Source organism: Streptomyces sp. NBC_00322 (genome assembly GCF_036147535.1).
In the GTDB taxonomy this organism is placed as follows: Bacteria; Actinomycetota; Actinomycetes; order Streptomycetales; family Streptomycetaceae; genus Streptomyces.
Genome location: NZ_CP108019.1, coordinates 5,875,035 through 5,899,975, shown reverse-complemented (window position 1 = coordinate 5,899,975; position 24,941 = coordinate 5,875,035). Strand labels below are relative to the sequence as shown.

The following is a 24,941-nucleotide window of genomic DNA, read 5'->3' as shown; positions in this document are numbered from 1 at the left end:
GCCCAGTCCTCCGGGCTGCCCGCCCCGTCGGCCTCCCGGCCGGCTGCCGGGCCGCCGCCCGACGGTGCCTGGATCCGGGTCTCGGAGCTCCGCCCTCTGCTGGCCGCCATGACGGCCCTGCGGGACGGCGACTTCAAGATACGGGTGGCGGAGACGCATGAAGGGATGTCCGCCGAGCTGGCGGCGATGTTCAACCAGATCGCGGTGCGCAATCAGCACTTCACGGATGAACTGACGCGTGTACGCAGGGAAGTCGTACGGCACGGACGCCTGGACGACCGGCTGGCGGCGAGCCCCGGCCAGGGCGCCTGGACCTCCGGCGTGATCAGTACGAACGCGCTCCTCGACGCCCTCGTGGTGCCCGCGGCGAACGCCACCCGGGTGCTGGACGCGGTGGCCGGCGGCGATCTGACCCAGCGGGTCGATCTGCACGACGGCAACCGCCAGTTGCGCGGAGATTTGCGGCGGCTCGGCCGCGCCGTGAACAAGATGGTCGACCAGCTCTCGCTCTTCACCGGCGAAGTGACCCGGGTCGCGCGCGAAGTCGGCACCGAGGGCCGCCTCGGCGGACGCGCCAAGGTCCAGGGCCTGTCCGGGAGTTGGCGGGATGTGACGGAAGCGGTCAACACCATGGCCTCCCGGCTGACCGCGCAGGTGCGGGACATCGCGGCGGTGACCACCGCCGTCGCCCGCGGCGACCTGACCCGTACGGTCACGGTCGAGGCGACCGGTGAGCTGCTGGAGCTGAAGCTCACCGTCAACACGATGGTGGATCAGCTCTCCGCCTTCGCCGACGAGGTCACGCGCGTCGCCCGCGAGGTCGGCACGGAGGGCCAGCTGGGCGGCCGCGCCCAGGTCCGCGGTGTGTCCGGCGTGTGGAAGGACCTCACGGACAACGTCAACTTCATGGCGTCCAACCTGACCTCGCAGGTCCGCAACATCGCCCAGGTCACCACCGCCGTCGCCAACGGCGACCTGTCCCAGAAGATCACCGTCGACGCCCAGGGCGAGATCCTGGAGCTCAAGTCGACCATCAACACGATGGTCGACCAGCTCTCCGCCTTCGCCGACGAGGTCACCCGCGTCGCCCGCGAAGTCGGCACCGAAGGAAACCTCGGCGGCCGCGCCCAGGTCCGCGGCGTCTCCGGCGTCTGGAAGGACCTCACCGAGAACGTCAACTTCATGGCCGACAACCTCACTTCACAGGTGAGGAACATCGCGCTCGTGTCGACGGCCGTGGCTCAGGGCGACCTCGGCAAGAAGATCACGGTCGAGGCGAAGGGCGAGATCCTGGAGCTCAAGTCGACCATCAACACGATGGTCGACCAGCTCTCCGCCTTCGCCGACGAGGTCACCCGCGTCGCCCGCGAAGTCGGCACCGAGGGCAACCTCGGCGGCCAGGCCCAGGTCCGCGGTGTGTCCGGCGTCTGGAAGGACCTCACGGACAACGTCAACTTCATGGCGTCCAACCTGACCTCGCAGGTCCGCAACATCGCCCAGGTCACCACCGCCGTCGCCAACGGCGACCTGTCCAAGAAGATCACCGTCGACGCCCGCGGCGAGATCCTGGAGCTCAAGGACACCGTCAACACGATGGTGGAGCAGCTGCGCGCGTTCGCCGACGAGGTGACCAGGGTCGCCCGCGAGGTCGGCACGGACGGCAGGCTCGGCGGCCGCGCCCAGGTCCTCGGCGTCACCGGCCTGTGGAAGGACCTCACCGACAACGTCAACTACATGGCCGACAACCTCACTTCACAGGTGAGGAACATCGCCCAGGTGGCGACGGCCGTGGCCCAGGGCGACCTGTCCAAGAAGATCGACGTGGACGCCCGCGGCGAGATCCTGGAGCTCAAGACCACCATCAACACCATGGTGGACACGCTCTCCTCGTTCTCCTCCGAGGTCACGCGTGTGGCCCGCGAGGTGGGCAGCGAGGGCCAGCTCGGCGGCCAGGCGCGCGTCGAGGGCGTGTACGGCACCTGGAAGCGCCTGACCACCAATGTGAACGAGCTCGCGCTCAACCTCACCACTCAGGTCCGCGCCATCGCCGAGGTGGCGTCCGCCGTCGCCCAGGGCGACATGTCCCGCTCGATCACCGTCGAGACCCGCGGCGAGGTCTCCGAACTCAAGGACAACATCAACCTGATGGTGTCCAACCTCCGTGAGACCACCCGCGCCAAGGACTGGCTGGAGTCCAACCTCGCCCGCCTGGCGGGTCTGATGCAGGGCCACCGCGATCTGATGGAGGTCGCCGACCTGATCCTGCGCGAGCTGACCCCGCTGGTGAACGCGCAGTACGGCGCCTTCTTCCTGGCCGACCCCGACGGCGACGGCACTCCGTCCCGTACGACATCGACCACCAAGGGACTCGCCTTCATCGCGGGTTACGGCTCGGCCCAGTCCGCCACCATCGACACGACCGGCATGCCGGGACACGGTCTTGTGCGCCAGGCGGCCCTGGAGAAGAAGCGGATCCTCCTGGAGGAGGCCCCGCCGGACTACATCAAGATCAACTCGGGGCTCGGTGAGGCGTCCCCCGCCAGCGTCGTCATCATCCCGATCCTCTTCGAGGACAAACTGCTCGGCGTCATCGAGCTGGCGTCCTTCTCCCGCTTCTCCGATGTCCACCTGGCCTTCTTCGACCAGTTCGTGAACACCATCGGCGTCGCGATCAACACGATCATCGCCAACTCCCGTACGGAATCGCTCCTCGGCGAGTCCCAGCGACTGGCCATCCAGCTCCAGGAGCGCTCCGACGAACTCCAGCGCCAGCAGGCCGAGTTGCAGCGCTCCAACGCCGAACTGGAGGAGAAGGCGGCGCTTCTGGCCACCTCCTCGCAGTACAAGTCGGAGTTCCTGGCGAACATGTCGCACGAACTGCGCACCCCGCTGAACTCCCTGCTGATCCTCGCCCGGCTGCTCTCCGACAATCCGGACGGCCATCTCTCCGACCAGGAAGTGCAGTTCGCCACCACGATCCATCGCTCGGGCTCCGACCTGCTCCAGCTGATCAACGACATCCTGGACCTCTCGAAGATCGAGGCGGGCCGGATGGATGTGCGCCCGAAGAAGCTGCCGCTGATCAAACTCCTCGACTACGTCCACGCCACCTTCCGCCCGATAACGCTCGACCGCGGGCTCGCCTTCGAGGTCGCGGTCGGCGAGGACGTACCGCGCGAGATGTACTCCGACGAGCAGCGGCTCCAGCAGATCCTGCGCAATCTGCTCTCCAACGCGATCAAGTTCACCTCCAACGGCCGCGTCGAGCTGAGGGTGAACCGGCTCAAGGACCCCGACAACAAGCTGCTCAAGGGCATCGACGACCTGATCGCCTTCGCCGTCACAGACACCGGAATCGGCATCGCGCCAGAAAAGCTGCCGGTGATCTTCGAGGCGTTCCAGCAGGCCGACGGGACCACCAACCGCAAGTACGGAGGCACGGGCCTGGGCCTGTCCATCAGCCGCGAGATCGCAGGGCTGCTCGGCGGCCGCATCATCGCGGAGAGCGAGCCGGGCCGCGGCTCCACCTTCACGCTGTACGTCCCCGTCCTCTACCCCGGCCACATCGGCGCCGACAGCGACGGCTCCCACGACGGCCTGGGCATCCACGACATCCACGACGTGCCGATGACCTCGCCGGAGCGCCATCACGCCGAGCACATGCAGCGCACGGACCTGGACGACGGCTGGCCGACCACCACCAAGCTGGAGGAGTGGAAGTCCGGCCGCGCGGGCCGGATCCTGACGGGCCGGCGCGTCCTCATCGTGGACGACGACATCCGCAACGTCTTCGCACTCACCCATGTGCTGGGCAGGGTGGGCATGCCCGTGCTGTACGCGGAGAACGGCCGGGAAGGCATCGAGACGCTGGAGCGGAACAACGACGTCGAGCTGATCCTGATGGACATCATGATGCCCGAGATGGACGGTTACGAGACGATCGAGGCGATCAGACGGAGCCCGCTGTGGACGGATCTGCCGATCGTGGCTCTCACCGCCAAGGCGATGCCCGGCGACCGTGAGAAGTCGATCGCCCAGGGCGCGAACGAGTATGTGCCCAAACCTGTGGACGTCGACCGTCTGCTGACCGTCGTCTGCGCCCTGCTGGACCCGGAGGGCGGCGGGACGAGCGGACCGGACGGCGCGACACCTGGAGCAACACCCGCGATACCGGGACAGTCAACCGGCGATGGGGATCCGGCAGTCCCACCGACGATCACGTGAGGCAGACACCATGAGCACAGAGGCGACCACCGCCGACCGCGCGAGCATCCTCCTGGTGGACGACATGGAGGACAATCTCGTCGCCTTGGAGGCTGTACTGGGGTCCCTCAACGAACCGTTGGTGCGCGCGCGTTCGGGGGAGGAGGCGATGAAGGCACTGCTGCGGCAGAAGTTCGCGGTGGTCCTGCTGGATGTACGGATGCCGGGCATGGACGGCTTCGAGACCGCGTCCAACATCAAGCGCCTCGACCAGACGAAGGACGTTCCGATCATCTTCCTGACCGGGACGGAAGCGGACAGCGGCTATGCGTTCAGGGGGTACGCGACGGGGGCGGCGGACTTTCTGACCAAGCCCTTCGACCCGTGGGTGCTGCGGGCGAAGGTGAACGTGTTCCTCGATCTGCACCGCAAGAACCGCCAGTTGGAGCGGATGCTGGCGCGCGAGCAGGAGCAGTTGGGCGAGCTCGCGGAGCGGCTGACCACGATAGAGACGGAACTGGGCCGCAGCGGTCCGGCGGATGTGCCGGAGCTGCGGATGCAGCTGACGCGGATGGAGGAACTCCTGACGGACCTGCGCCGCGGCAGGTGCGTGTAGCCGCGGGCGGGGCCCAGAATCAGCCCCGCCGGGCCCGAGGCGCGGGGTCCGGGGCCGAAGCCCCGGCGGAAGGCCCGGCCGGGCTCCGGCCCCCGCCCTCGGCCTACGCCTCGCGCGAGCCCGCGTACATGTCCTCGATCAGGTCCTTGTACTCCCGCTCGACGACCGGCCGCTTCAGCTTCAGGCTCGGAGTCAGCTCGCCGTGCTCAATGTCCAGGTCCCGCGGAAGCAGCCGGAACTTCTTGATCGTCTGCCAGCGCTGCAGCCCCTCGTTGAGCCGCTTCACATAGCCCTCGATGAGCTGCTCGGCCTCCTTCGTGGCCACGACCTCCGCGTACGACTTGCCGTCAAGACCGTTCTCCTTGGCCCAGTCGAGAATCGTGGGCTCGTCGAGCGCGATCAGCGCGGTGCAGAAGTTACGGTCCGCACCGTGCACCAGGATGTTGGACACGAACGGGCAGACCGCCTTGAACTGACCCTCGACCTCGGCCGGCGCGATGTACTTGCCGCCCGACGTCTTGATCAGGTCCTTCTTGCGGTCCGTGATCCGCAGATAGCCGTCCGCGGACAGCTCACCGATGTCCCCGGTGTGGAACCACCCGTCGGACTCCAGGACCTCGGCCGTCTTCTCCGGCAGCCCGTGGTAGCCCTCCATGATGCCGGGACCGCGCAGCAGGATCTCGCCGTCGTCCGCGATGCGCACCTCGGTGCCGGGCAGCGGCTTGCCGACGGTGCCGGTGCGGTACGCCTCGCCCGGGTTGACGAAGGACGCCGCGCTGGACTCCGTCAGGCCGTAGCCCTCCAGGATGTGGATCCCGGCGCCGGCGAAGAAGTAACCGATGTCCGGTGCGAGGGCCGCGGAGCCGGAGACCGCGGCCCGCAGCCGCCCGCCGAAGGCGTCGCGGAGCTTGGAGTAGACGAGCACGTCGGCGACCTTGTGCTTGGCACTCAGCCCGAAGGGCGCGCCGGCCGTGCCCGTACGCCGGTAGTTGTCCTGCGTGGCCTTGGCGTACTCGCGGGAGACCCCGGCCGCCCACTGGAAGATCTTGTACTTCGCGCCGCCGCCGGCCCTCGCCTTGGCCGCGACGCCGTTGTAGACCTTCTCGAAGATGCGCGGCACGGCGGCCATGTAGGTAGGCTGCACGACCGGCAGATTCTCGATGATCTTGTCGACGCGGCCGTCTACGGCGGTGACATGGCCGACCTCGATCTGTCCGGAGGTCAGCACCTTGCCGAAGACGTGCGCGAGCGGCAGCCAGAGGTACTGGACGTCGTCCGGGCCGATCAGGCCGGTGGCGGCCATGGCCTTGGCCATGTACGACCAGTTGTCGTGCGGCAGCCGGACGCCCTTGGGGCGGCCCGTGGTGCCCGAGGTGTAGATCAGCGTCGCCAGCTGGTCGGCCCTGATCGCACCGACCCGCTCCTTGACGGCCTCCGGGTGCTTGGCGAGATACTCCGCGCCGCGCGCCTCCAGGTCGGCGAGCGAGAGGACCCAGCCCTCGGGGTCGCTCTCGTCCGGCTCGACGCCCGCCATGTCGATGACGACGACATGCTTCAGCCCCGGCAGATCGGCCCGCTTCTCACGCGCCTTGGCGAGCTGGGAGGCGTTCTCCGCGATCAGCACCCGGCTCACGGAGTCGGCGAGGATGTACGCCGACTCCTCGGCGTTGGTGGACGGGTAGACCGTTGTGGTCGCGCCGCCCGCGCACATCACGCCGAGGTCGACGAGGATCCACTCGACGCGGGTGGAGGAGGCGAGCGCGACCCGCTCCTCGGGCTGTACGCCGAGATCGATCAGGCCGGCCGCGATGGAGTAGACCCGCTCGGCGGCCTGGCCCCAGCTCAACGACTTCCAGTCGTCGGGTCCATGACCGGAGGCGGGGGCCACCGGATACCGGTAGGCCTCGGCGTCGGGCGTGGCCGCCACGCGCTCGGCGAAGAGGGTCGCCACCGAGGGCGGTCGGTTCTCGATCAGGGTCTGTGTGTCGCTCACGACGTCCTCCGGGCCTGCGGCAGCACTGCACGACTGGCTGGTTGTTTAACTGGCGAGTAACCATCGAGCCGTGATCAGAGTAGAGCGCACCAAGCCGGTGCGTAAGAGGCAGCGGGCTGCCGCTTCATAACGAACAGACGGCAGGATCACTGGCCGGAACCGATAATCGGTGCACCTCTCACGTATCGGGGGATGCGCTTGCCTGACACGCGAAAAGCGCCCGTCCGGACCCCCGGCGGGCGCTTTCGCTCGTCATGTCAGCCTGTCGGTCTCCACGTGCCGGTCCCGACTCGTGGGCCACTCCCCTTGGGCTGCTTCTCCCCGGCTACTTCTCCGGGCCACTTCTCCTGGGCTACTTCTTCGCCTTGCCGCCCTCGTCGCTGGACAGCACCGCGATGAAGGCCTCCTGCGGGACCTCCACGCTGCCGACCATCTTCATCCGCTTCTTGCCTTCCTTCTGCTTCTCCAGCAGCTTCCGCTTACGGGAGATGTCACCGCCGTAGCACTTGGCGAGGACGTCCTTGCGGATGGCGCGAATGGTCTCGCGGGCGATGACCCGAGAGCCGATGGCGGCCTGGATGGGCACCTCGAAGGCCTGCCGCGGGATGAGCTCCCTGAGCTTGGCGACCAGCCGCACGCCGTACGCGTACGCCGCGTCCTTGTGCGTGATGGCGGAGAAGGCGTCGACCTTGTCGCCGTGCAGCAGGATGTCGACCTTGACCAGGCTGGAGGCCTGCTCGCCGGTGGGCTCGTAGTCGAGGGAGGCGTAACCGCGGGTCTTGGACTTCAGCTGGTCGAAGAAGTCGAAGACGATCTCGGCGAGGGGGAGGGTGTAGCGGATCTCGACCCGGTCCTCGGAGAGGTAGTCCATGCCGAGCAGCGTGCCGCGACGGGTCTGGCAGAGCTCCATGATCGAGCCGATGAACTCGCTGGGGGCGAGGATGGTGGCCCGCACGACCGGCTCGTGCACCTCGTCGATCTTGCCCTCGGGGAACTCGCTCGGGTTGGTGACGGTGTGCTCGGCGCCGTCCTCCATGACCACGCGGTAGACCACGTTGGGGGCGGTGGCGATCAGGTCGAGCCCGAACTCGCGCTCAAGACGCTCACGGATGACGTCCAGGTGCAGAAGCCCGAGGAAGCCGACGCGGAAGCCGAACCCGAGCGCGGCGGAGGTCTCCGGCTCGTAGACCAGGGCGGCGTCGTTGAGCTGCAGCTTGTCGAGGGCGTCGCGCAGCTCGGGGTAGTCCGAGCCGTCCAGTGGATAGAGGCCGGAGAACACCATCGGCTTGGGGTCCTTGTAGCCGCCCAGCGCCTCGGTTGCGCCCTTGGTGAGGGAGGTGATCGTGTCACCCACCTTGGACTGACGTACGTCCTTGACGCCCGTGATGATGTAGCCCACCTCGCCGACGCCGATGCCGTCGGCCGGGGTCATCTCGGGAGAGGAGACGCCGATCTCGAGGAGTTCGTGGGTGGCGCCGGTGGACATCATCCTGATGCGCTCGCGCTTGTTGAGCTGCCCGTCGACGACTCGTACATACGTCACGACTCCGCGGTACGAGTCGTAGACCGAGTCGAAGATCATCGCGCGGGCGGGGGCGTCGGCGACACCGACCGGGGCGGGGACGTCGCGGACCACGCGGTCCAGCAGGGCCTCCACGCCGACACCGGTCTTGGCCGAGACCTTGAGGACGTCCTCCGGCTGACAGCCGATGAGGTTGGCGAGCTCCTCGGAGAACTTCTCCGGCTGTGCGGCCGGCAGGTCGATCTTGTTGAGGACCGGAACGATCGTGAGGTCGTTCTCCATCGCCAGATAGAGATTGGCGAGGGTCTGCGCCTCGATGCCCTGCGCGGCGTCGACCAGCAGGACCGTGCCCTCACAGGCGGCGAGGGACCGCGACACCTCGTAGGTGAAGTCGACGTGCCCGGGGGTGTCGATCATGTTCAGGATGTGGGTCCTGCTCTGATCCGGCCCCTCGGTCGGCGCCCAGGGCAGCCGGACTGCCTGGGACTTGATCGTGATGCCGCGCTCGCGCTCGATGTCCATACGGTCGAGGTACTGAGCACGCATCTGCCGCTGCTCGACCACCCCGGTCAGCTGAAGCATCCGGTCGGCAAGGGTCGACTTGCCGTGGTCGATGTGCGCGATGATGCAGAAGTTGCGGATCAGCGCCGGGTCGGTACGGCTCGGCTCGGGCACGTTGGTAGGAGTCGCGGGCACGCAGGGTCCTGATTCTTGAGACGCGGGGCGTCTCGTCTCGGGCGATGGCGGATCGATACGTAGCCTCTATGGTCCCATGGCTGCGGGGCTGCGCCCGGTTTGGGCCGTCGGATGAACGGCTGGTAACCTGGGCAGCTGTGTCTCGTGCCCTCTCAGTGCGGGACGCAACCTCAGAGATCGAAGTTTCACCGAACCTGAAAAGGCTCTTTCGTGGCGAACATCAAGTCCCAGATCAAGCGGAACAAGACGAACGAGAAGGCGCGCCTGCGCAACAAGGCCGTCAAGTCGTCGCTCAAGACCGCGGTCCGTAAGGCCCGTGAGGCTGTCGCAGCGGGTGACGTCGAGAAGGCCACTGTGGCCGTCCGTGAGGCGTCGCAGAAGCTGGACAAGGCCGTCTCCAAGGGTGTCATCCACAAGAACGCCGCCGCCAACAAGAAGTCGGCGCTGGCCGCCAAGGTTGGCTCCCTGCAGGGCTGAACCTCTTGATTGTCGCCGGTAGGGATTCAGCGGGCCCTCTCTTCCGCTCCTGACCCGGCACCCTTCGCGCCGCACGCGGCCTGCGTTCGCCACGCGGGTGCGGCGCACCAAGCTTGATCCGTGGCCCCGGTCACCGTCCTTCCCCAGGACGGGACCGGGGCTTTCGGCGTTGGGGGGTGCGGGGGCGGGGCGGGCGCCGGGTGGGTCGCCTGCTCGGCGCCGCGAGAGCGGCCCTTCGGGGTGCGCCGGGCGCAGGGGTGGCCGGGACGCGGGTGCGCCGTCACGCCGGGCCGCGCCTGTGCCGCGAAGCCAGCGTCGGGCGCGGAGGCGGGTCGCCGTCACGCCGAGCAGCATCGCCGGCGCTTCGGGGTGTGTGCGGGGTACGAAGTACCCCGCACGTCTCCCCTCCCCGGGGGTCCGGGGGCCTACCCCCCGGTTCGGGGAGGGGCGGGGTGGGGAAAAGGCCACCGCAGGGCTCAGCGCCGCGACCTCGCCGCCCGCGCCACCGCCACCACCGCCTTCTCCAGCGCGTACTCCGCGTCGTCCCCCCCGCCCTTGACCCCCGCGTCCGCCTCCGCCACCGCCCGCAGTGCCACCGCCACCCCGTCCGGCGTCCAGCCCCGCATCTGCTGCCGCACCCGGTCGATCTTCCACGGCGGCATGCCCAGCTCACGCGCGAGATCCGCGGGCCGCCCGCCACGGGCCGAGGAGAGCTTGCCGATCGCCCGCACCCCCTGCGCCAGCGCGCTTGTGATCAGGACCGGGGCGACCCCGGTCGAGAGCGACCAGCGCAGCGCCTCCAGCGCCTCCGCCGCCCGCCCCTCCACCGCACGGTCGGCGACCGTGAAGCTGGAGGCCTCGGCCCGTCCGGTGTAGTAGCGCCCGACGACCGCCTCGTCGATGGTCCCCTCCACGTCGGCCGTCAGCTGGGACACCGCACTGGCAAGCTCGCGCAGATCGCTGCCGATCGAGTCGACCAGTGCCTGACACGCCTCGGGCGTCGCCGACCGCCCGAGCGCGCGGAATTCGGAGCGTACGAACGTGAGCCGCTCCGCGGGCTTCGTCGTCTTGGGGCAGGCGACCTCGCGCGCCCCCGCCTTACGAGCCGCGTCCAGCAGCCCCTTCCCCTTCGCCCCGCCGGGGTGCAGCAGAACCAGCGTGATCTCCTCCGCGGGCGCGTCGAGATACGCCTTGACGTCCTTGATGGTGTCCGCGGACAGATCCTGCGCGTTCCGCACGACGACGACCTTGCGCTCGGCGAAGAGCGAAGGGCTTGTCAGCTCGTCAAGAGTGCCCGGATGCAGCTGATCGGCGGTGAGGTCGCGCACGTCCGTATCGGCGTCGGCGGCCCGGGCGGCCGCCACCACCTGCTGTACGGCACGGTCGAGGAGCAGGTCCTCCTGGCCCACGGCGAGCGTGACAGGGGCGAGGGGATCGTCGGTCGAATTCTTCCTGGTGGCCATCGCGGTCCAGCATCCCACGCACCACTGACACCGCCCCCGGCCCCGCGATCACTACGGCTTCTCGAGTACTACGGCTGCTCGAGCCAGCCGTCCCACTCCCCCGCGAATTCGTCCAGCTTCACCGGATCGAGCCGCCGCTCCGGGTCCTCGACCACCACCAGCCACTGGGCGTCCTCGGCATCGTCCTCACCGGCCAGCGCGTCCCGTACGAGCAAGGGCTCATCGGCGATACCGAAGCGGTCCCGCAGGGCCTCGGCCGTCTCCTCCGCGGCGTCGCGGTCGGGCAGCACCAGTACATGTCTCACAGCACTCACAGGGTCATTGTTCAGGTGGCCCGGCCGGGAGCCGACGGCAGGCGGTCGAGCACCAGCCCGAAGTGCTCGCGGTAGGCCGCGAGCACCGCCGCGTCGTCGGCCAGCGGCTGCTCGTGGCGCTCGCCCCTCACGGTGGTGACCAGCTTGCGGCCGCTGAGCGTGATCCGGCCCTCCGGGGTGAGCCGCGAGCACACGACCGACCGCGGGAAGTGGGAATCGGGCGAGGTCCGGTGCCACCAGGCCCCCGCCCGGAAGTCGTCCAGGACGCGCGGCCGCCGCTCCAGGCGGAACTGCGGCTTCCCGTCGCGGTGGACATCGAGATCACCGCTCTCCGGAACCTCGACGATCCTGAACGTACCGGCCGGGTCCTCCTGGTCCCCCCTCTCGTCGAACGCCAGCGGGTAGTGGCAGTGGTCGCCGAAGCCGACATCCGCCAGCCAGGGACCCGTCGAGTCCGCCGTCTCGACCAACAGGGCGAGATGGTCGTACGGGATACCGAGGCGCCCCCCGTCGCCGAAGCCCCGCCCCTGGAGGAGGCTGACACCGAAGCCGAGGTCGCGCAGCAACCCGGCGAAGGCTCCGTTGAGTTCGTAGCAGAAGCCCCCGCGCCCGGCCTCCACGATCTTGGCCAGGAGCGCTTTCTCCTCCAGCACGATGTCCTCGCCGAGATGGATGGAGAGGTTCTCGAAGGGGACCGTCTGCAAGTGCCGCAGCTGCAGCTCGCGCAGTGCGTCGGCATCGGCGCGCCGCGGGCGGCTCGCGCCGATACGGCGGAGGTAGGCATCCATGAGCAGAGTGTGGCGCGCGGGGTGTCCGCACGCCATGGACCCCTGGTCCTAGGCCTGTGGCCCGATGCGCCGGCGTCATCCGCGGCGGCGGATCGGGGCCGCGCGGCACCGCCCGCAGGTCCCGGCCGCCTCCCGTCACCGCGACCGCCCCGTCCGTGTCCGTACGCAGCACCACCGCGCCCCCGGCCCGCAACGCGCCGATCGTCCGAGGCGAGGGATGGCCGTACGTGTTGTCCGCGCCCACAGAGATCAGCGCCAGCCGTGCGCGTACGCCCCGCAACAGGCCAGGGTGCTGATGGGCCGAGCCGTGGTGGGCGACCTTGAGGACGTCGACGGGAGGGAGTGCCGGGAAGGCACGCAACAGCCCCCTCTGGGCCGGTGGTTCGAGGTCGCCCAGAAGCAGCAGGGTCGGGCCGCCCTCGATCCGTACGAGCAGCGTCACGCTGGCGTCATTGGGCCCCTCCGGTACGTAGCCCAGCCCCGGAAGGCCAAGCCCGGCCGCACGGGCTGCCCCGGATGCACGGGCAGCCGGCGGCCACAGCACCTGCCACGCAAGCCGCCCCACCCTCCGCCTCTCCCCCGGCCCCGCACGGACCACGGGCACCCCGGCCGCAGCCGTCGTCCTCCGCACGAACACGCTCTGCTCCCAGGGCTCGTCGTACGTCGTCGTCTGGACCACGCCGACAGCTCGGCCCCGCAACACACCTGGCAGCCCCCGGACATGATCGGCGTGGAAGTGCGTCAAAAGGATCAACGGAACCCGGGTGACTCCCAGGTCACGCAGGCAGCGGTCAGCGAGCTCCGGATCGGGCCCCGCGTCAACGACGACGGCCGAACCCCCGCCCGCCGCAAGCACGATGGCGTCCCCCTGACCGACATCGCACATCGCGAACGTCCATCCCCGCGGCGGCCAGCCGGACATGGCTCTGGTGAGCGGGGCCGGACGCAGCACGGCGAGCAGAAGCAGCAGCGTGCAGCCTGCCGCCCACCAGGGATGCCTGGGAAGGCGCCGCGCGCCAAGCACGACCAGGACCGTGACGGCGGCCAGCAACAGCCCGCCCGGCCAGCCGTCCGGCCACCCCACCTCAGCCCCGGGCAGCGCCGCCCCGGTGCGCGCGACGGAGGCGATCCACCCCGCGGGCCACCCCGCACAGCGGGCCACCGCCTCGGCAACCGGCATCGCCACCGGCGCCGCGGCGAGAGCGGCGAACCCGAGAACCGTGGCCGGGGCGACCGCGAGCTCGGCGACGAGATTGCAGGGGATCGCCACCAGGCTGACCCTGGCCGCGAAGACCGCCACCACGGGAGCGCACACCGCCTGTGCGGCAGCCGCCGCACCCAGCGCCTCGGCGAGCCGGGGCGGCACCCTTCTGCCTTGAAGGGCCGCGCTCCAGCGGGGGCCGATGGTGAGCAGCGAGCCCGTGGCCAGAACGGAGAGCAGAAAGCCGTAACTCCGCGCGAGCCACGGGTCGTACAGGACGAGCAGGAGTACGGCGGTGGCCAGCGCGGGCAAGAGCGACCGGCGGCGTCCGGTGCCGATGGCGAGCAGAGCGACGGTCCCGCAGGCCGCGGCCCGCAGCACGCTCGGTTCCGGTCGGCACACGACGACGAAAGCGAGCGTGAGCCCACCGCCGAGGAGTGCGGCCCCTCGCAGGGTGATACCCAACCGGGGTGCGAGACCCCGCCGTTCGGCCAGCAGCGCGGTGCCCGGCGGTCCGATCAGCAGTATGAGCACGACGGTCAGATTGCTGCCCGATACGGCGAGCAGATGCGTGAGATCCGTTGCCTCGAAGGCATCTTGGAGGTCGGGCGGGACCCGAGTGGTGTCGCCCACGACCAGCCCGGGGAGCAGAGCGCGGGCATCCGGGGCGAGCCCGTCCGTTGCAGCGCGCAGTCCTGCCCTGAGCCCTCCGGCCGTGCGCTGAAGGGCGGTCGGCGGCCCCGTGATCGGCGGCGGACCGGCCCCGTCCGGCCGCAGGACCGCGGCGAACCGGTCGTCGGCATTCAACGGCGGCGCGAGCCGGCCCGCCAGCCGGAGCGGGGTGGAGGGCAGCAGCCGCAGCCACCGGGCTGCGGAATCGCCCGCCTCTCCGGACGCACCTGCCCGCACGATCACCAGCACGGGCGTCCGGGTCACGGTCACGGTGCCGCCTGGCCCCGTCACTCGGCTCACCTCCGCGTCCAGCACCACGGATCGTCCGGCCATCTGATCGCCGCGGACCCGGGGCCGGGTCAGTCGCGGATCTGAAGTGACGGTCAATTCGGCCGTGACGTGGGCATATTGGTCCGCCAATTCCGGCAGTGGACCGCGCCGCAGATCCGCGCCGTGCAGACCGGCCGAGGCCGCACCCGCGGCACCGCACAGCAACATGGCCGCCAGCGCGGTGGCGTTGAGCCGGAGCCCGCGTCGGCCGGAGCCCGCATCCTCGCCATCGGCCGCCGGACCTCCGCCGCCCGTTCGGGCACGCATCGCCCGCACCGACATCGGAGCCAGCAATAGCCCCGCGACGACAACGCAGACGGTCACGGCCAGCCCGGCCCACCAGCCCGGCACGCCCACGGCAAGAGCAGCCGCGGCCCAGGCCGCCAGGGCCGGGGGCACCAGCCGCAGATCCGCCGGTCCCTCCTGCCGCGGGTCGGACGCCCCCAGCCGACGGCCCGACGCGGCATGCACCGCGGGGCGCGTCATGGCCGTACGAGGGTCTGGAGGTCCGCGAACCGGCGGTCGCCGATCCCGTTGACCTCGCGAAGTTCGTCGACAGACCGGAAACCCCCGTGCTGGGTGCGGTAGTCGACGATGTGCTGGGCCAGCACGGGACCGACCCCGGGCAGGGTGTCGAGCTGCTCCACGGTCGCCGAGTTGAGGCTCACCGGTCCCGCCGGCTGGGCCCCTGCCGGACCCGGTGTGCCCGGACCCGATCCGGTGGCGGGCAACCCCGGCGGTACGGCGACGCCCACCACCACCTGCTCTCCGTCCATGAGCACCCGAGCCCGGTTCAGCCCGGTCAGGTCCGTACCCGCTCTGACGCCACCGGCCGCCCGCAGCGCGTCGGCCACCCTTGATCCCGCCGGCAGCCGGTGAACGCCCGGCCGCCGCACCTTGCCGCTGACGTCGACGACGACGATCCGCCCGCCGCCCGGCCCCGGATCGGGCGGCGGCGGCCCGGGGGACGGCCGTGGCTCCGGCGTGGCCGCGCCTTGCTGGACCAGCTCCGGGGCCCGTACGCTCTGGGGCCGCCCCACCCAGAAGTGCTGGACCGCGAAGCCCGCGGCCAGCACGAGCACGACGGCCAGGGCGGCGAGAGCCCTGGGCTCCAGACCACATCTGAGCTGCACCCACAACGGCAAGCGCTCCCGCACCGCCAGCCGCATGCGCTGCCGGGCGCTCGGACCAATGTGCACATCCGCGCCGACGTCCACATCCGCGGCTGCGACGGCGCGCCCTTCGGCACGCGAGCGGCCGACAGCAGCGTCGAGACTCGCGCCGGGCGGGTCGGCAGGTCCCGTACCGCCCGGCGATCCGTCGAACAGGGCGTCCGCGCGCCGGCGCAGGGCTGTGGTCGACGCGGCAGCCACCCGCCCGCCGCGAAGACGAGCGGGTCGGCGAGCAGGACGGTGCACGCCACGGCCGGGTCCACTACGCGAGCCGAAGTCGCGGACGCGGCCATCGCCGACGCGGCCGTCGCGAGCGCGGCCGTCCGAAGCCTGCGCCCTGCCCGGGCCACTACGTGCGGAACGTGTTCTCAGAGCCATGTCACAGGACGGTAGGCACATCCACCCGAACCCGCTGAGCAGGCCCAATTTCCGTGGACAACCGCCCTGTTGTGGATAACCCGGTCACCCACAAGAGCGTCGGCAGGTCCTCATCGAGGCGAGACCACAGCCCCCAGCAGCCCCGGTCCCGTATGCGCCCCGATCACCGCGCCCACCTCGCTCACATGCAGATCCACAAGGCCCGGAACCCGTTCCCGCAGTCGCTCGGCCAGCGCCGCGGCCCGTTCCGGCGCGGCGAGATGGTGCACGGCGATGTCGACGCTGCTCGTGCCCGCCCGGTCGACGACGATCTCCTCCAGCCGGGCGATCGCCTTCGACGCCGTACGCACCTTCTCCAGCAGCTCGATCCGGCCGCCGTCCAGCTGGAGCAGCGGCTTCACGGCGAGCGCAGAGCCCAGCAGCGCCTGCGCGGCACCGATCCGGCCGCCCCGGCGCAGATAGTCCAGGGTGTCCACGTAGAAGTAGGCCGACGTGCCCGCGGCGCGCTTCTCCGCGGCGGCCACCGCCTCGTCCAGCGTGCCGCCCGCCTCCGCCGTCTCTGCGGCGGCGAGTGCGCAGAATCCCAGGGCCATGGCGACCATCCCGGTGTCCACCACCCGCACCGGCACCGGCGCGTCCTTGGCGGCCAGCACAGCCGCGTCGTACGTCCCGGAGAACTCGCCCGACAGATGCAGGGAGACGATTCCCGTCGCTCCGGCCTCGGCTCTCGCGCGGTACGCCTCGGCGAACACTTCGGGGCTCGGCCGGGAAGTGGTCACCGGGCGTCGCTTCTGCAATGCGAGCGCCAGCGAGCGGGCCGAGATCTCGGTGCCCTCCTCGAGCGCCTGATCACCAAGTACGACGGTCAGCGGCACCGTGATGATGCCGTGGCGCTCCATCGTCGGCGGCGGCAGGTAGGCCGTTGAATCGGTGACGATCGCGACATGGCGGGACATGAGCGGGAGGTTACCCGCAGGCGCGGCCGGACGGCAGCCCGGGCCCTCGTCAATGATCGCGTCGCCTGCCTGGTGGTTCAGTTCGTGGTCTCCGGACGGGCTGTTTTCTGCCAGGGGTAGGAGGTCTGCTGCCGGGGATCGGGTGCCGTGATCGCCTGCGGCTGCTCAGCCACAGTCTGCCCGGGCCCAACCCCGGCCTCCGGCCACGTCTGCTCCGCGACACCACGGTCGCCACCACCGTCAACGCCACCTCCGGCACCGCCCGTGCCCCCGGCCTCCGGCCACGACGCCGCAGGAACCTGCGGCTCCGCCGCCTCCGACCAGTGCCGCAGCGCGCCGGCCTCCACATCGATCTGCGTGCTCAGCGCGTCCAGATCGTCGTCGGCGAACTTCCGTGCCCGGTCCCGCGCCGCCCACCGCAGCGACTCGGCCGAGCGCGTGATCCGCTCCGTACGCTCACGCAGCCCGGGCAGCAGCGACGCCACCGTCGCGCGGTCCGGCTCGCGCTCCAGTCGCTTCAGCTCGTCGTCGAGCTCATGGCCATGCGCACTCAGCCGCTGGAACAGGCCGATCGACTCCGACAGTGAGGCGTCCTCGGCCTCACCGGCGTGCAGTGCGTCCTGGGTCGCCCTCATCGACGTACGCAGCGACAGCCGCAGCTGCGCCAGCTCGCCGACCACTCCGCCCTGTCCGTAGCTCTTCGCGCGAAGCGTCGTCTCCTCGACGGTGCGGCGCGCCTGCGTGACCGTGCGTTCCACGCCTCGCTTGGCCGCACCGATGACCTTCACGCTGACATACACCCCCAACGCCACAAAGGCGACGAAAAGCAGCGCCAGTATCAGAATCGCGGCTTCCATGAGCGCCCCTCCGGCGTCGGCTGTTGTCCCTCCACCGTAAACGGAACGGGCAGGCCGCGGGTTCCATCGGAACCCCCAACCTGCCCGTAGGGGAAACCCCTGCCGTCAACCGGCCCGCGCTACGCGGGGACGATGTTGACCAGCTTCGGCGCCCGCACGATCACCTTGCGGATGCCCGCGCCGCCCAGCGCCGCGACCACCGCCGCGTCACCCAGCGCCAGCGCCTCCAGCTCCCCGTCCGAGATCGACGGGGAGACCTCCAGCCGCGCCTTGACCTTGCCCTTGATCTGCACCACGCACGTCACGGACTCGTCCACGACATATGCCGGGTCGGCGACCGGGAAGTCCTGGTGCACGACCGAGTCGCCGTGGCCCAGCTTGTGCCACAGCTCCTCGGCGATGTGCGGGGCCAGCGGGGCGATCAGCAGCACCATCCGCTCCGCCACGCTGCGCGACAGCGGACCGCCCACCTTGGTCAGATGGTTGTTCAGCTCGGTGATCTTGGCGATGGCGGTGTTGAAGCGCAGCGCCGCCAGGTCCTGTCCGGCGCCGTCGATCGCCTTGTGCAGCGCGCGCAGCGCCGGCTCGTCGGCCTCGGTGTCGACGACCGTGACCTCACCGGTCGCCTCGTCGACGATGTTGCGCCACAGCCGCTGCAGCAGCCGGTACTGGCCGACCACGGCCCGGGTGTCCCACGGCCGCGAGACATCCAGGGGGCCCATCGCCATCTCGTACAGACGCAGCGTGTCCGCGCCGTACTCGGCGCAGATCTCGTCCGGAGTGACCGCGTTCTTCAGGGACTTGCCCATCTTGCCCAGCTCGCGCTTGACGGGCTCGCCCTGGAAGTAGAACTTCCCGTCCCGCTCCTCGACCTCGGCCGCCGTCACCGGGAAGCCGCGGCTGTCCCGGTAGACGTACGCCTGGATCATGCCCTGGTTGTACAGCTTGTGGAACGGCTCGACCGAGGAGATGTGCCCCAGGTCGAACAGCACCTTCGACCAGAACCGCGCGTACAGCAGGTGCAGCACGGCGTGCTCGGCTCCGCCCACGTACAGGTCGACGCCGCCGTGCGGCAGGCCCTCGCGCGGCCCCATCCAGTACCGCTCGATCTCGGGGTCGACCAGCTTCTCGCTGTTGTGCGGGTCCAGGTAGCGCAGCTCGTACCAGCACGAACCGGCCCAGTTGGGCATGGTGTTGGTCTCGCGGCGGTAGCGCTTGACGCCGTCGCCCAGGTCCAGCTCGACGTCGACCCAGTCCTCGTTGCGCGACAGGGGCGTCTCGGGCTGGGTGTCGGCGTCGTCCGGGTCGAACGTACGAGGCGAGTAGTCGTCGACCTCGGGCAGCTCCAGCGGCAGCATCGACTCGGGCAGGGCGTGCGCGACGCCGTCCTCGTCGTACACGATCGGGAAGGGCTCGCCCCAGTAGCGCTGCCGGCTGAACAGCCAGTCGCGCAGCCGGAAGTTGACGGTCCCCTCGCCGATACCGCGACCGGTCAGCCACGCGGTGATCTTCGCCTTGGCCTCGGCGACACCCAGGCCGTCCAGCGAGATCTCGTCGTTGGAGGAGTTGATCGCGGGGCCCTGGCCGGTGAAGGCCTCGCCCTCCCAGCCCTCGGGGGGCCGGACGGTACGGATGATGGGCAGGTCGAAGGCCTCGGCGAACTCCCAGTCGCGCTCGTCCTGACCGGGGACGGCCATGATCGCGCCCGTGCCGTAGCCCATCAGCACATAGTCGGCGACGAAGACCGGGATCTTCTCGCCGGTGACCGGGTTCAGGGCGTAGGCACCGGTGAAGACACCGGTCTTGTCCTTGTGCTCGGTCTGCCGCTCGACATCGCTCTTCGTCTGGGCCTGCTTGCGGTACGCGGCGACTGCCTCGGCAGGAGTGGCCGCACCGCCCGTCCACTGCTCCGTGACGCCCTCGGGCCACTCGGCCGGGACGATGGAGTCGATCAGGCCGTGCTCGGGCGCCAGCACCATGTAGGTGGCGCCGAACAGCGTGTCGGGGCGGGTGGTGAAGACCGTGATCCGCGCGTCGTCGTGGCCGTCGACGGAGAAGTGGGCGCGTGCGCCCTCGCTGCGGCCGATCCAGTTGCGCTGCTGCAGCTTGATCGCCTCGGGCCAGTCCAGGCCGTCCAGATCGTCCAGCAGCCGGTCGGCGTAGGCGGTGATGCGCATGTTCCACTGGCGCAGCTTGGCCTTGAAGACAGGGAAGTTGCCGCGCTCGGAACGTCCGTCGGCGGTGACTTCCTCGTTCGCCAGTACAGTGCCCAGGCCCGGGCACCAGTTGACGGGCGCGTCGGAGGCGTACGCCAGCCGGTAGCCGCTCAGTACGTCGGCGCGCTCGACGGCGCTCAGCTCGCTCCACGCGCGCGTGGAGCCCGGAACGGCACGCTCACCGCTCTCGAACTGCGTCACCAGCTCGTCGATCGGACGGGCCTTCTGCGCGTCCTCGTCGTACCAGGAGTTGAAGATCTGCAGGAAGATCCACTGGGTCCACTTGTAGTACTCGGGGTCGATCGTCGCGATCGACCGGCGCTGGTCGTGGCCCAGGCCCAGTCGGCGCAGCTGCCGCTTCATGTTCTCCATGGCGGCCTCGGTGGACACCCGCGGGTGCGTGCCGGTGGCGACCGCGTGCTGCTCGGCGGGCAGGCCGAAGGCGTCGAAGCCCAGCGTGTGCAGGACGTTGTGCCCGGTCATGCGCTGGTGGCGGGCGAACACGTCGGTGGCGATGTAGCCCAGGGGGTGCCCGACATGCAGACCCGTGCCCGAGGGGTACGGGAACATGTCCATGACGAACTTCTTGGGCTTGGCCGCCAGGGCGGGGTCCCCGGCCAGGTCACCGCTCGGATTCGGCGCCTCGTACGTGCCCTCGGCGTCCCAGAAGTCCTGCCAGCGTGCCTCGATGTCGGCCGCCATGGCAGCCGTATAGCGGTGCGCTGCGGCCACCTCTGCAGCTGAATTCGTCTCGCTCATGATCTTTGAAGCTCCATCGATTCGTCTCTGCCAGCGGAATCCAAAACGAAAAAACCCCTCGCACAGGAGGGGACGCCGCGCCGATTCCGACCGGATCTTTCATCCGTCGGGACTGATCAGCGCGGCTCGCTAAGCAGAAGGCGTACGGCACGCATGGCGTCAGGGTACCGCAGCGGACGAACCGGCCGCATGGCACCTGAGCGGGGCCGCCGAGCGGCTCCAGTACCCGACCGCGGGGATCAGGGCGGTACGAACCGCGCCTCTGCACACTTCCCCCACCTAACCCGCGCACATACCCCGCGCATGACACTCACTGTTACCCCGTCGAACCCCCGAACACCCCCACGCACCCCTCACGCGCCACCGGCGCACGCCCCTCATCGCGCCCCGGAGCACCCCCCGATTGGCATAGGCCAATACCTCAAGGCGCTCAAGTTACTCCGCGTATCGGGCCTATCCGGGGCAACCCCAGAGTCAGTTGACTGTGGTTCCGCTCTCTAAACGCTGAAACCTCAGACCACTTGGTATGGGTCGACCTAGCATGCGTTAACGGGACCGCATTTCCCGCACCATTCGGAGTCGCCCCATGAACCCTCATCGCAAAAGCCGTTCGTCGCCAGCGCCGGGCCCCGGGCTCAGTCGCCAGGTCCAAGGCGGCCTGACCGCTGCGGCGTTGGTGCTCATACCCCTGCTCGCCGTCGGCGGGAGCGACAGCTTTCGCGCCGCGCTCGACTTCACGACCGGGGTCCTGTCCCTGGTGTCCCTCACCGCTTCCGTGGCGTGGGGCCTGATCGCCACCGACCGGCTGCTGCTCTCCACGCGCCACCGCCTCCTCGCCCAGGGCATCCACCGGAGCACCGCGGTCGCCTCGCTCGGCTTCCTGCTGCTCCACGCCACCGTGAAGGTGTCGCTGGGCCATGTAGAACTCATCGGCGCCCTGGTCCCGTTCGGACTCGGCGTCACCGGGACGTCCAGCCTGATCGGCTTCGGCTCGCTCGCCGGGTTCCTGATGGTGGTGGCAGCCACGACCGGCGCGCTGCGCAGCGCCCTCGCGGCCAACGTCAAGGTGGCGGGCCGCTGGCGGCCGCTCCACATGCTGGCCTACCCGGCCTGGTGCTTCGCCCTTGTGCACGGGCTGTACACCGGTCGACCGGCCGCGACATGGGTGGTCACCATGTACTGCCTGACGCTCACCGCCGTCGCCGCTGCCGTCGCAATGCGGATGCTGCCGCGACCTGTGAAGCGCCGCCTCGCCGCCAAGATCCTTTCCGTGATCGGCTCGGCCGACGACAGGCAGGGCGAGGAGGAATGGGCACAGCGCGATCTGAACGCCTCCCCGCTCCCCGGTGCGAGCGGAGTGACCGCACCGGCCGGACTCAACGGCATGAACGGCATTCCCTCGCAGCGCCCGTACGAGGCCGAGTTCCAGCGCGAGACCCCGCTCGGCGGCCCACTCGGCCAGTCGCGCGCGCAGCCGCGACGGCTCGCCGCCCCCGCGCCCCAGCTCTACGAAGCCCCGCCGCCCCCGATCGCGGAGGCCCCCGCCGAGAGGACCGCAGGCGGCGGCATCGGCCCCGGCACCGGCATCTCCGCCGCGTACCGCGCGGTGTCCCTCGCGGGCGACCAGACGGCCCCGCTGGCCGAGCGCATCCCGATGACCGAGGAGATCCCCGTCGTCTCGGAGTCGGGCCCCAGGCCGGGCCTGTGGCCGGCCCCGTCGCCCCCGCCTCCCGCGCAGGCTTTCCTGCCGGAGCCGTCCGAGTCCCCCGCTCCTTCGGCGTACCAGGCCCCTCCCGTGTACGAAGCACCTCTGTACGAAGCACCTCCCTCCCCCTCGTACGGCACAGCCTCGTACGACACGCCGTCCGCTTATGAACCCTCATCCCCGTACGAAGAACCCCCCTCCCCGTACCAATCCGGCACTGCCGGTGGCTACGAAGACACAGCGCCAATGCCCGGACCCCTCTTTCCGCCTCCGGCGGGAGAGCCCTGGAACGCGCCCGCAGGAGACCGACCGTGAACACCCCCCTTCCTGATGTCCCCGAGGTCCGAGTCGTCGGCCTTCCCCAGCTGACGCAGGGGTTCGACCTTGTCGAACGACTCGACCTCCCCATGCATCTCAAGGTGCACGGCCCTCTTGAACCCATGACCGGCGAGCGGCTCGCCCAGCTCGCCGAGGAGATATCCCTGCGCGGCCGCGGCGGCGCAGGCTTCCCTTTCGGACAAAAACTCAGAGCGGTCGCGAAGTCCGCCATCCGGCGCGGGGTGCGGCCCGTCGTCGTGATCAACGGCAGTGAGGGCGAGCCCGCCTGCCGCAAGGACACCGTCCTGCTCAACCGCGCCCCCCACCTGATCCTCGACGGCGCACTGCTCGCCGCCGAGGCGCTCGGCGCGCGCACTCTGGTCGTCGCGGTCACCCGCAACTCCACGGAGATCTCCATGCGCGCCGCGCTCGCCGAGCGCGGCCTGTCCGACCGGCGCGGGCAGCAGCTGCGCGCGCGGGTGGTTCGCACCCCGGAGCGCATGGTCTCCGGCGAAGCCTCCTCCGTGATCCGTGCCGTCAACGGCGGCCCCGCGCTGCCGCCGGGTCGCCGTGAGCGCGCTTCCGACACGGGCGTCGGCGGCGCGCCGACCCTGCTGTCCAACGCGGAGACGTTCGCGCAGCTCGCCATCGGCGCCCGCATCGGCTCACGCCGCTACGGCCACACCGGCCTGGACACCGAGCCGGGCACGGTCATGCTGACGATCTCCGGGGCGGTCGCGCGCCCGATGGTCGTCGAGGTTCCCACGGGTGTGCCGCTGCGGTACGTGCTGCAGCTGGCTGGCGCCCCGCCGCTCCCCCAGGGCGTGCTGACCGGCGGCTACCACGGCAACTGGATCGACTCGGTCGCCGTCCATGAGTCGCTCGTCTCAAGAGAGTCCCTGGCCTCCGTGGGCGGCTCGCTGGGCGCGGGAGCGATCCTCCCGATCGGCCCCGAGACCTGCCCGCTGGGCGAGGCGCTGAGGGTGGCCAACTGGCTCGCCGCCGAGACGGCCGGGCAGTGCGGCCCCTGCAAGCTGGGCCTGCCCGCCGCGGCCGGCGGTCTGTCCGACGTCATCAACGGCGGTGGCCCTGCCGCCCTGGAGGCGCTGCGCGAGGTGACCCAGGCCGTGAAGGGCCGGGGCGCGTGCAAGCACCCCGACGGCTCGGCGCGCTTCTTCGCCTCGACCCTGTCCGCCTTCACCGACGATCTCGCCGCCCATGTGCTCCACGGCGGCTGCGGACGCGAGACGACCGGCGTGCTGCCGCTCCCGCTGCCCGGCTACGAGGAGGCGGAAGAGTCGATTCCGAGCGGTGAGAAGGTCTTCATCGACTGGACGCTCTGCCAGGGCCACGGGCTGTGCGCGGACATCATCCCGGAGCTGATCCGGCTCAACCCCGACGGCTACCCCTCGGTGGCCGACGCGGTCGTTCCCATGCACCTGCAGGGGCGCGCTCAGCGGGCCGTACGCCGGTGTCCCGCACTGGCGATGCGTATCGAGCAGATGCCCGCCGAGCGGGCCCCCGCGCCCTCCGGCCGGCGGGAACTGCCCGGCGGCAACCGCAAGGCCCTTGGCAGCGGCCGCGGTTGACGGGGCTGACGGGACACAAGGAAGCGGGCCACCCGATCCGGGTGGCCCGCTTCCTTGTGCGTAGCGCTTGATCTGTACTGCTTCTGTGGAGCTAAGGAGAATTGAACTCCTGACCTCCTGCATGCCATGCAGGCGCTCTACCAACTGAGCTATAGCCCCTTGCGATGTGCCGCCCTGCTGGAAGGCTTCCCCCGCGGCGACGTCGACAACATTACACGGTCCCCCCGGCGCTTCACCAAATCGTTTCCGGGGCCGCCCGGACGCTCCGAGGGGGCACCGCCGACGGCGCGAGCCGTCCCTGTCACGCCGTGGCGAAGGAGTAGAACCGTTTCAGGGTGCAGTGCTCGTCCAGCAGCCGCCCGTAGATCGGCTCACCTTCGAGCTCTCTGTACGTCTCGATGGGGTCGCCTTTTATGATCAGCGCCCGCGCACACTCCTCGCACCAGTACTGGTACTCGGGATTGATCGGGTCCATGTCCCGGACGATGGGCGTACCACTGCCGCACCAGTCGCATTTACGCCTGTGTGCACCCATCATTCAGCTCCAGCTGTGGCCGCAGGCCGTGCACACGTAGGACACTCCGCCATTGTCGCCGAGGACTTGGGCGACATGCGCCGAACCGCAGGACGGGCAGCTGAGACGAGCGCGTGCTTCCGCCGCGGCAAGCAGGTCATCCTCGGCCTCCTCGCTCCCGCTGGCGGACATCGTGCTCTCC

General features: G+C 70.1%; 16 protein-coding genes, 1 tRNA gene and 1 pseudogene. 5 read left to right on the top strand and 13 right to left on the bottom strand.

Translation table 11 applies throughout. The features are described 5' to 3' along the window. Positions 1-108 precede the first annotated feature (108 nt). Complete coding sequence (locus OG905_RS26930; protein ID WP_328682637.1) at positions 109-4,224, top strand: HAMP domain-containing protein; 4,116 nt, start codon at positions 109-111, stop codon at positions 4,222-4,224. A 10-nt stretch (positions 4,225-4,234) separates the two neighbouring features. Beyond that, positions 4,235-4,819 (top strand): response regulator, encoded by a 585-nt coding sequence (locus OG905_RS26925; RefSeq protein WP_328677874.1) that lies wholly within the window; start codon positions 4,235-4,237, stop codon positions 4,817-4,819. Between the two features lie 103 nt (positions 4,820-4,922). Here the strand turns inward: OG905_RS26925 and OG905_RS26920 are convergent, their stop codons facing one another. Then, the gene (locus OG905_RS26920; RefSeq protein WP_328677873.1) at positions 4,923-6,812 is read right to left on the bottom strand and encodes an AMP-dependent synthetase/ligase; all 1,890 of its coding nucleotides are present in this window, start codon (positions 6,810-6,812) and stop codon (positions 4,923-4,925) included. Between the two features lie 352 nt (positions 6,813-7,164). Continuing rightward, positions 7,165-9,030, bottom strand: a complete 1,866-nt coding sequence (gene lepA / locus OG905_RS26915; protein WP_328677872.1) for a translation elongation factor 4 — start codon at positions 9,028-9,030, stop codon at positions 7,165-7,167. Between the two features lie 210 nt (positions 9,031-9,240). Here lepA and rpsT point away from each other — a divergent pair, with 210 nt between their 5' ends. Beyond that, positions 9,241-9,507 (top strand): 30S ribosomal protein S20, encoded by a 267-nt coding sequence (rpsT, locus tag OG905_RS26910; RefSeq protein ID WP_328677871.1) that lies wholly within the window; start codon positions 9,241-9,243, stop codon positions 9,505-9,507. Positions 9,508-9,983: 476 nt separating this feature from the next. Here rpsT and holA read toward each other — a convergent pair whose 3' ends face one another. The 8 genes and pseudogenes from holA to leuS all read right to left on the bottom strand — a co-directional run bounded on the left by holA (position 9,984) and on the right by leuS (position 20,613). Further along, entirely contained in the window at positions 9,984-10,970 is a 987-nt protein-coding gene (holA, locus tag OG905_RS26905) for a DNA polymerase III subunit delta (RefSeq protein ID WP_328677870.1), read from the bottom strand. Between the two features lie 68 nt (positions 10,971-11,038). Then, positions 11,039-11,284 carry a hypothetical protein gene (locus OG905_RS26900; RefSeq protein WP_328677869.1) on the bottom strand — a complete coding sequence of 82 codons (246 nt, stop codon included), beginning with the start codon at positions 11,282-11,284 and terminating at the stop codon, positions 11,039-11,041. Between the two features lie 11 nt (positions 11,285-11,295). Further along, positions 11,296-12,072 (bottom strand): arylamine N-acetyltransferase family protein, encoded by a 777-nt coding sequence (locus OG905_RS26895; protein WP_328677868.1) that lies wholly within the window; start codon positions 12,070-12,072, stop codon positions 11,296-11,298. Positions 12,073-12,172: 100 nt separating this feature from the next. Next, positions 12,173-14,761, bottom strand: a pseudogene (locus OG905_RS26890) (ComEC/Rec2 family competence protein); the annotation flags it as partial. Then, positions 14,758-15,825, bottom strand: a complete 1,068-nt coding sequence (locus tag OG905_RS26885) for a ComEA family DNA-binding protein (protein WP_328677867.1) — start codon at positions 15,823-15,825, stop codon at positions 14,758-14,760. The pseudogene OG905_RS26890 and the gene OG905_RS26885, both read right to left, overlap by 4 nt. Positions 15,826-15,935: 110 nt before the next feature. Beyond that, positions 15,936-16,781, bottom strand: coding sequence for a DegV family protein (locus OG905_RS26880; RefSeq protein WP_328677866.1), 846 nt, complete (start codon positions 16,779-16,781; stop codon positions 15,936-15,938). Between the two features lie 77 nt (positions 16,782-16,858). After that, complete coding sequence (locus OG905_RS26875; RefSeq protein ID WP_328677865.1) at positions 16,859-17,638, bottom strand: hypothetical protein; 780 nt, start codon at positions 17,636-17,638, stop codon at positions 16,859-16,861. Between the two features lie 119 nt (positions 17,639-17,757). Further along, positions 17,758-20,613 (bottom strand): leucine--tRNA ligase, encoded by a 2,856-nt coding sequence (gene leuS / locus OG905_RS26870; protein WP_328677864.1) that lies wholly within the window; start codon positions 20,611-20,613, stop codon positions 17,758-17,760. A 586-nt stretch (positions 20,614-21,199) separates the two neighbouring features. Between leuS and OG905_RS26865 the strand changes: the two genes are divergently transcribed. Both OG905_RS26865 and OG905_RS26860 read left to right on the top strand, forming a co-directional pair. Then, complete coding sequence (locus OG905_RS26865) at positions 21,200-22,633, top strand: hypothetical protein (RefSeq protein WP_328677863.1); 1,434 nt, start codon at positions 21,200-21,202, stop codon at positions 22,631-22,633. Further along, positions 22,630-24,225, top strand: a complete 1,596-nt coding sequence (locus OG905_RS26860) for a ferredoxin (protein ID WP_328677862.1) — start codon at positions 22,630-22,632, stop codon at positions 24,223-24,225. The genes OG905_RS26865 and OG905_RS26860 overlap by 4 nt, the downstream gene beginning before the upstream one ends. An 86-nt stretch (positions 24,226-24,311) precedes the next feature. On the opposite strand, the gene OG905_RS26855 is transcribed toward OG905_RS26860, so the two are convergent. The 3 genes from OG905_RS26855 to OG905_RS26845 all read right to left on the bottom strand — a co-directional run bounded on the left by OG905_RS26855 (position 24,312) and on the right by OG905_RS26845 (position 24,931). Next, positions 24,312-24,384: transfer RNA gene (locus OG905_RS26855), tRNA-Ala, on the bottom strand. A 142-nt stretch (positions 24,385-24,526) separates the two neighbouring features. After that, positions 24,527-24,760: a hypothetical protein gene (locus OG905_RS26850; RefSeq protein ID WP_040916346.1), complete on the bottom strand. Its 234-nt coding sequence runs from the start codon at positions 24,758-24,760 to the stop codon at positions 24,527-24,529. 3 nt (positions 24,761-24,763) lie between these two features. Further along, entirely contained in the window at positions 24,764-24,931 is a 168-nt protein-coding gene (locus OG905_RS26845) for a hypothetical protein (RefSeq protein WP_324980570.1), read from the bottom strand. Between the last annotated feature and the right edge of the window lie 10 nt (positions 24,932-24,941).

Bases quoted from the DNA above. Each gene is read 5' to 3' on its own strand.
- OG905_RS26875 (WP_328677865.1), bottom strand. From the start codon at position 17,638: ATGGAAGCCGCGATTCTGATACTGGCGCTGCTTTTCGTCGCCTTTGTG.
- OG905_RS26925 (WP_328677874.1), top strand. From the start codon at position 4,235: ATGAGCACAGAGGCGACCACCGCCGACCGCGCGAGCATCCTCCTGGTG.
- OG905_RS26930 (WP_328682637.1), top strand. From the start codon at position 109: ATGACGGCCCTGCGGGACGGCGACTTCAAGATACGGGTGGCGGAGACG.
- OG905_RS26845 (WP_324980570.1), bottom strand. From the start codon at position 24,931: ATGTCCGCCAGCGGGAGCGAGGAGGCCGAGGATGACCTGCTTGCCGCG.
- holA (WP_328677870.1), bottom strand. From the start codon at position 10,970: ATGGCCACCAGGAAGAATTCGACCGACGATCCCCTCGCCCCTGTCACG.
- OG905_RS26865 (WP_328677863.1), top strand. From the start codon at position 21,200: ATGAACCCTCATCGCAAAAGCCGTTCGTCGCCAGCGCCGGGCCCCGGG.
- OG905_RS26895 (WP_328677868.1), bottom strand. From the start codon at position 12,072: ATGGATGCCTACCTCCGCCGTATCGGCGCGAGCCGCCCGCGGCGCGCC.
- OG905_RS26850 (WP_040916346.1), bottom strand. From the start codon at position 24,760: ATGGGTGCACACAGGCGTAAATGCGACTGGTGCGGCAGTGGTACGCCC.
- OG905_RS26880 (WP_328677866.1), bottom strand. From the start codon at position 16,781: ATGTCCCGCCATGTCGCGATCGTCACCGATTCAACGGCCTACCTGCCG.
- OG905_RS26885 (WP_328677867.1), bottom strand. From the start codon at position 15,825: ATGGCTCTGAGAACACGTTCCGCACGTAGTGGCCCGGGCAGGGCGCAG.
- leuS (WP_328677864.1), bottom strand. From the start codon at position 20,613: ATGAGCGAGACGAATTCAGCTGCAGAGGTGGCCGCAGCGCACCGCTAT.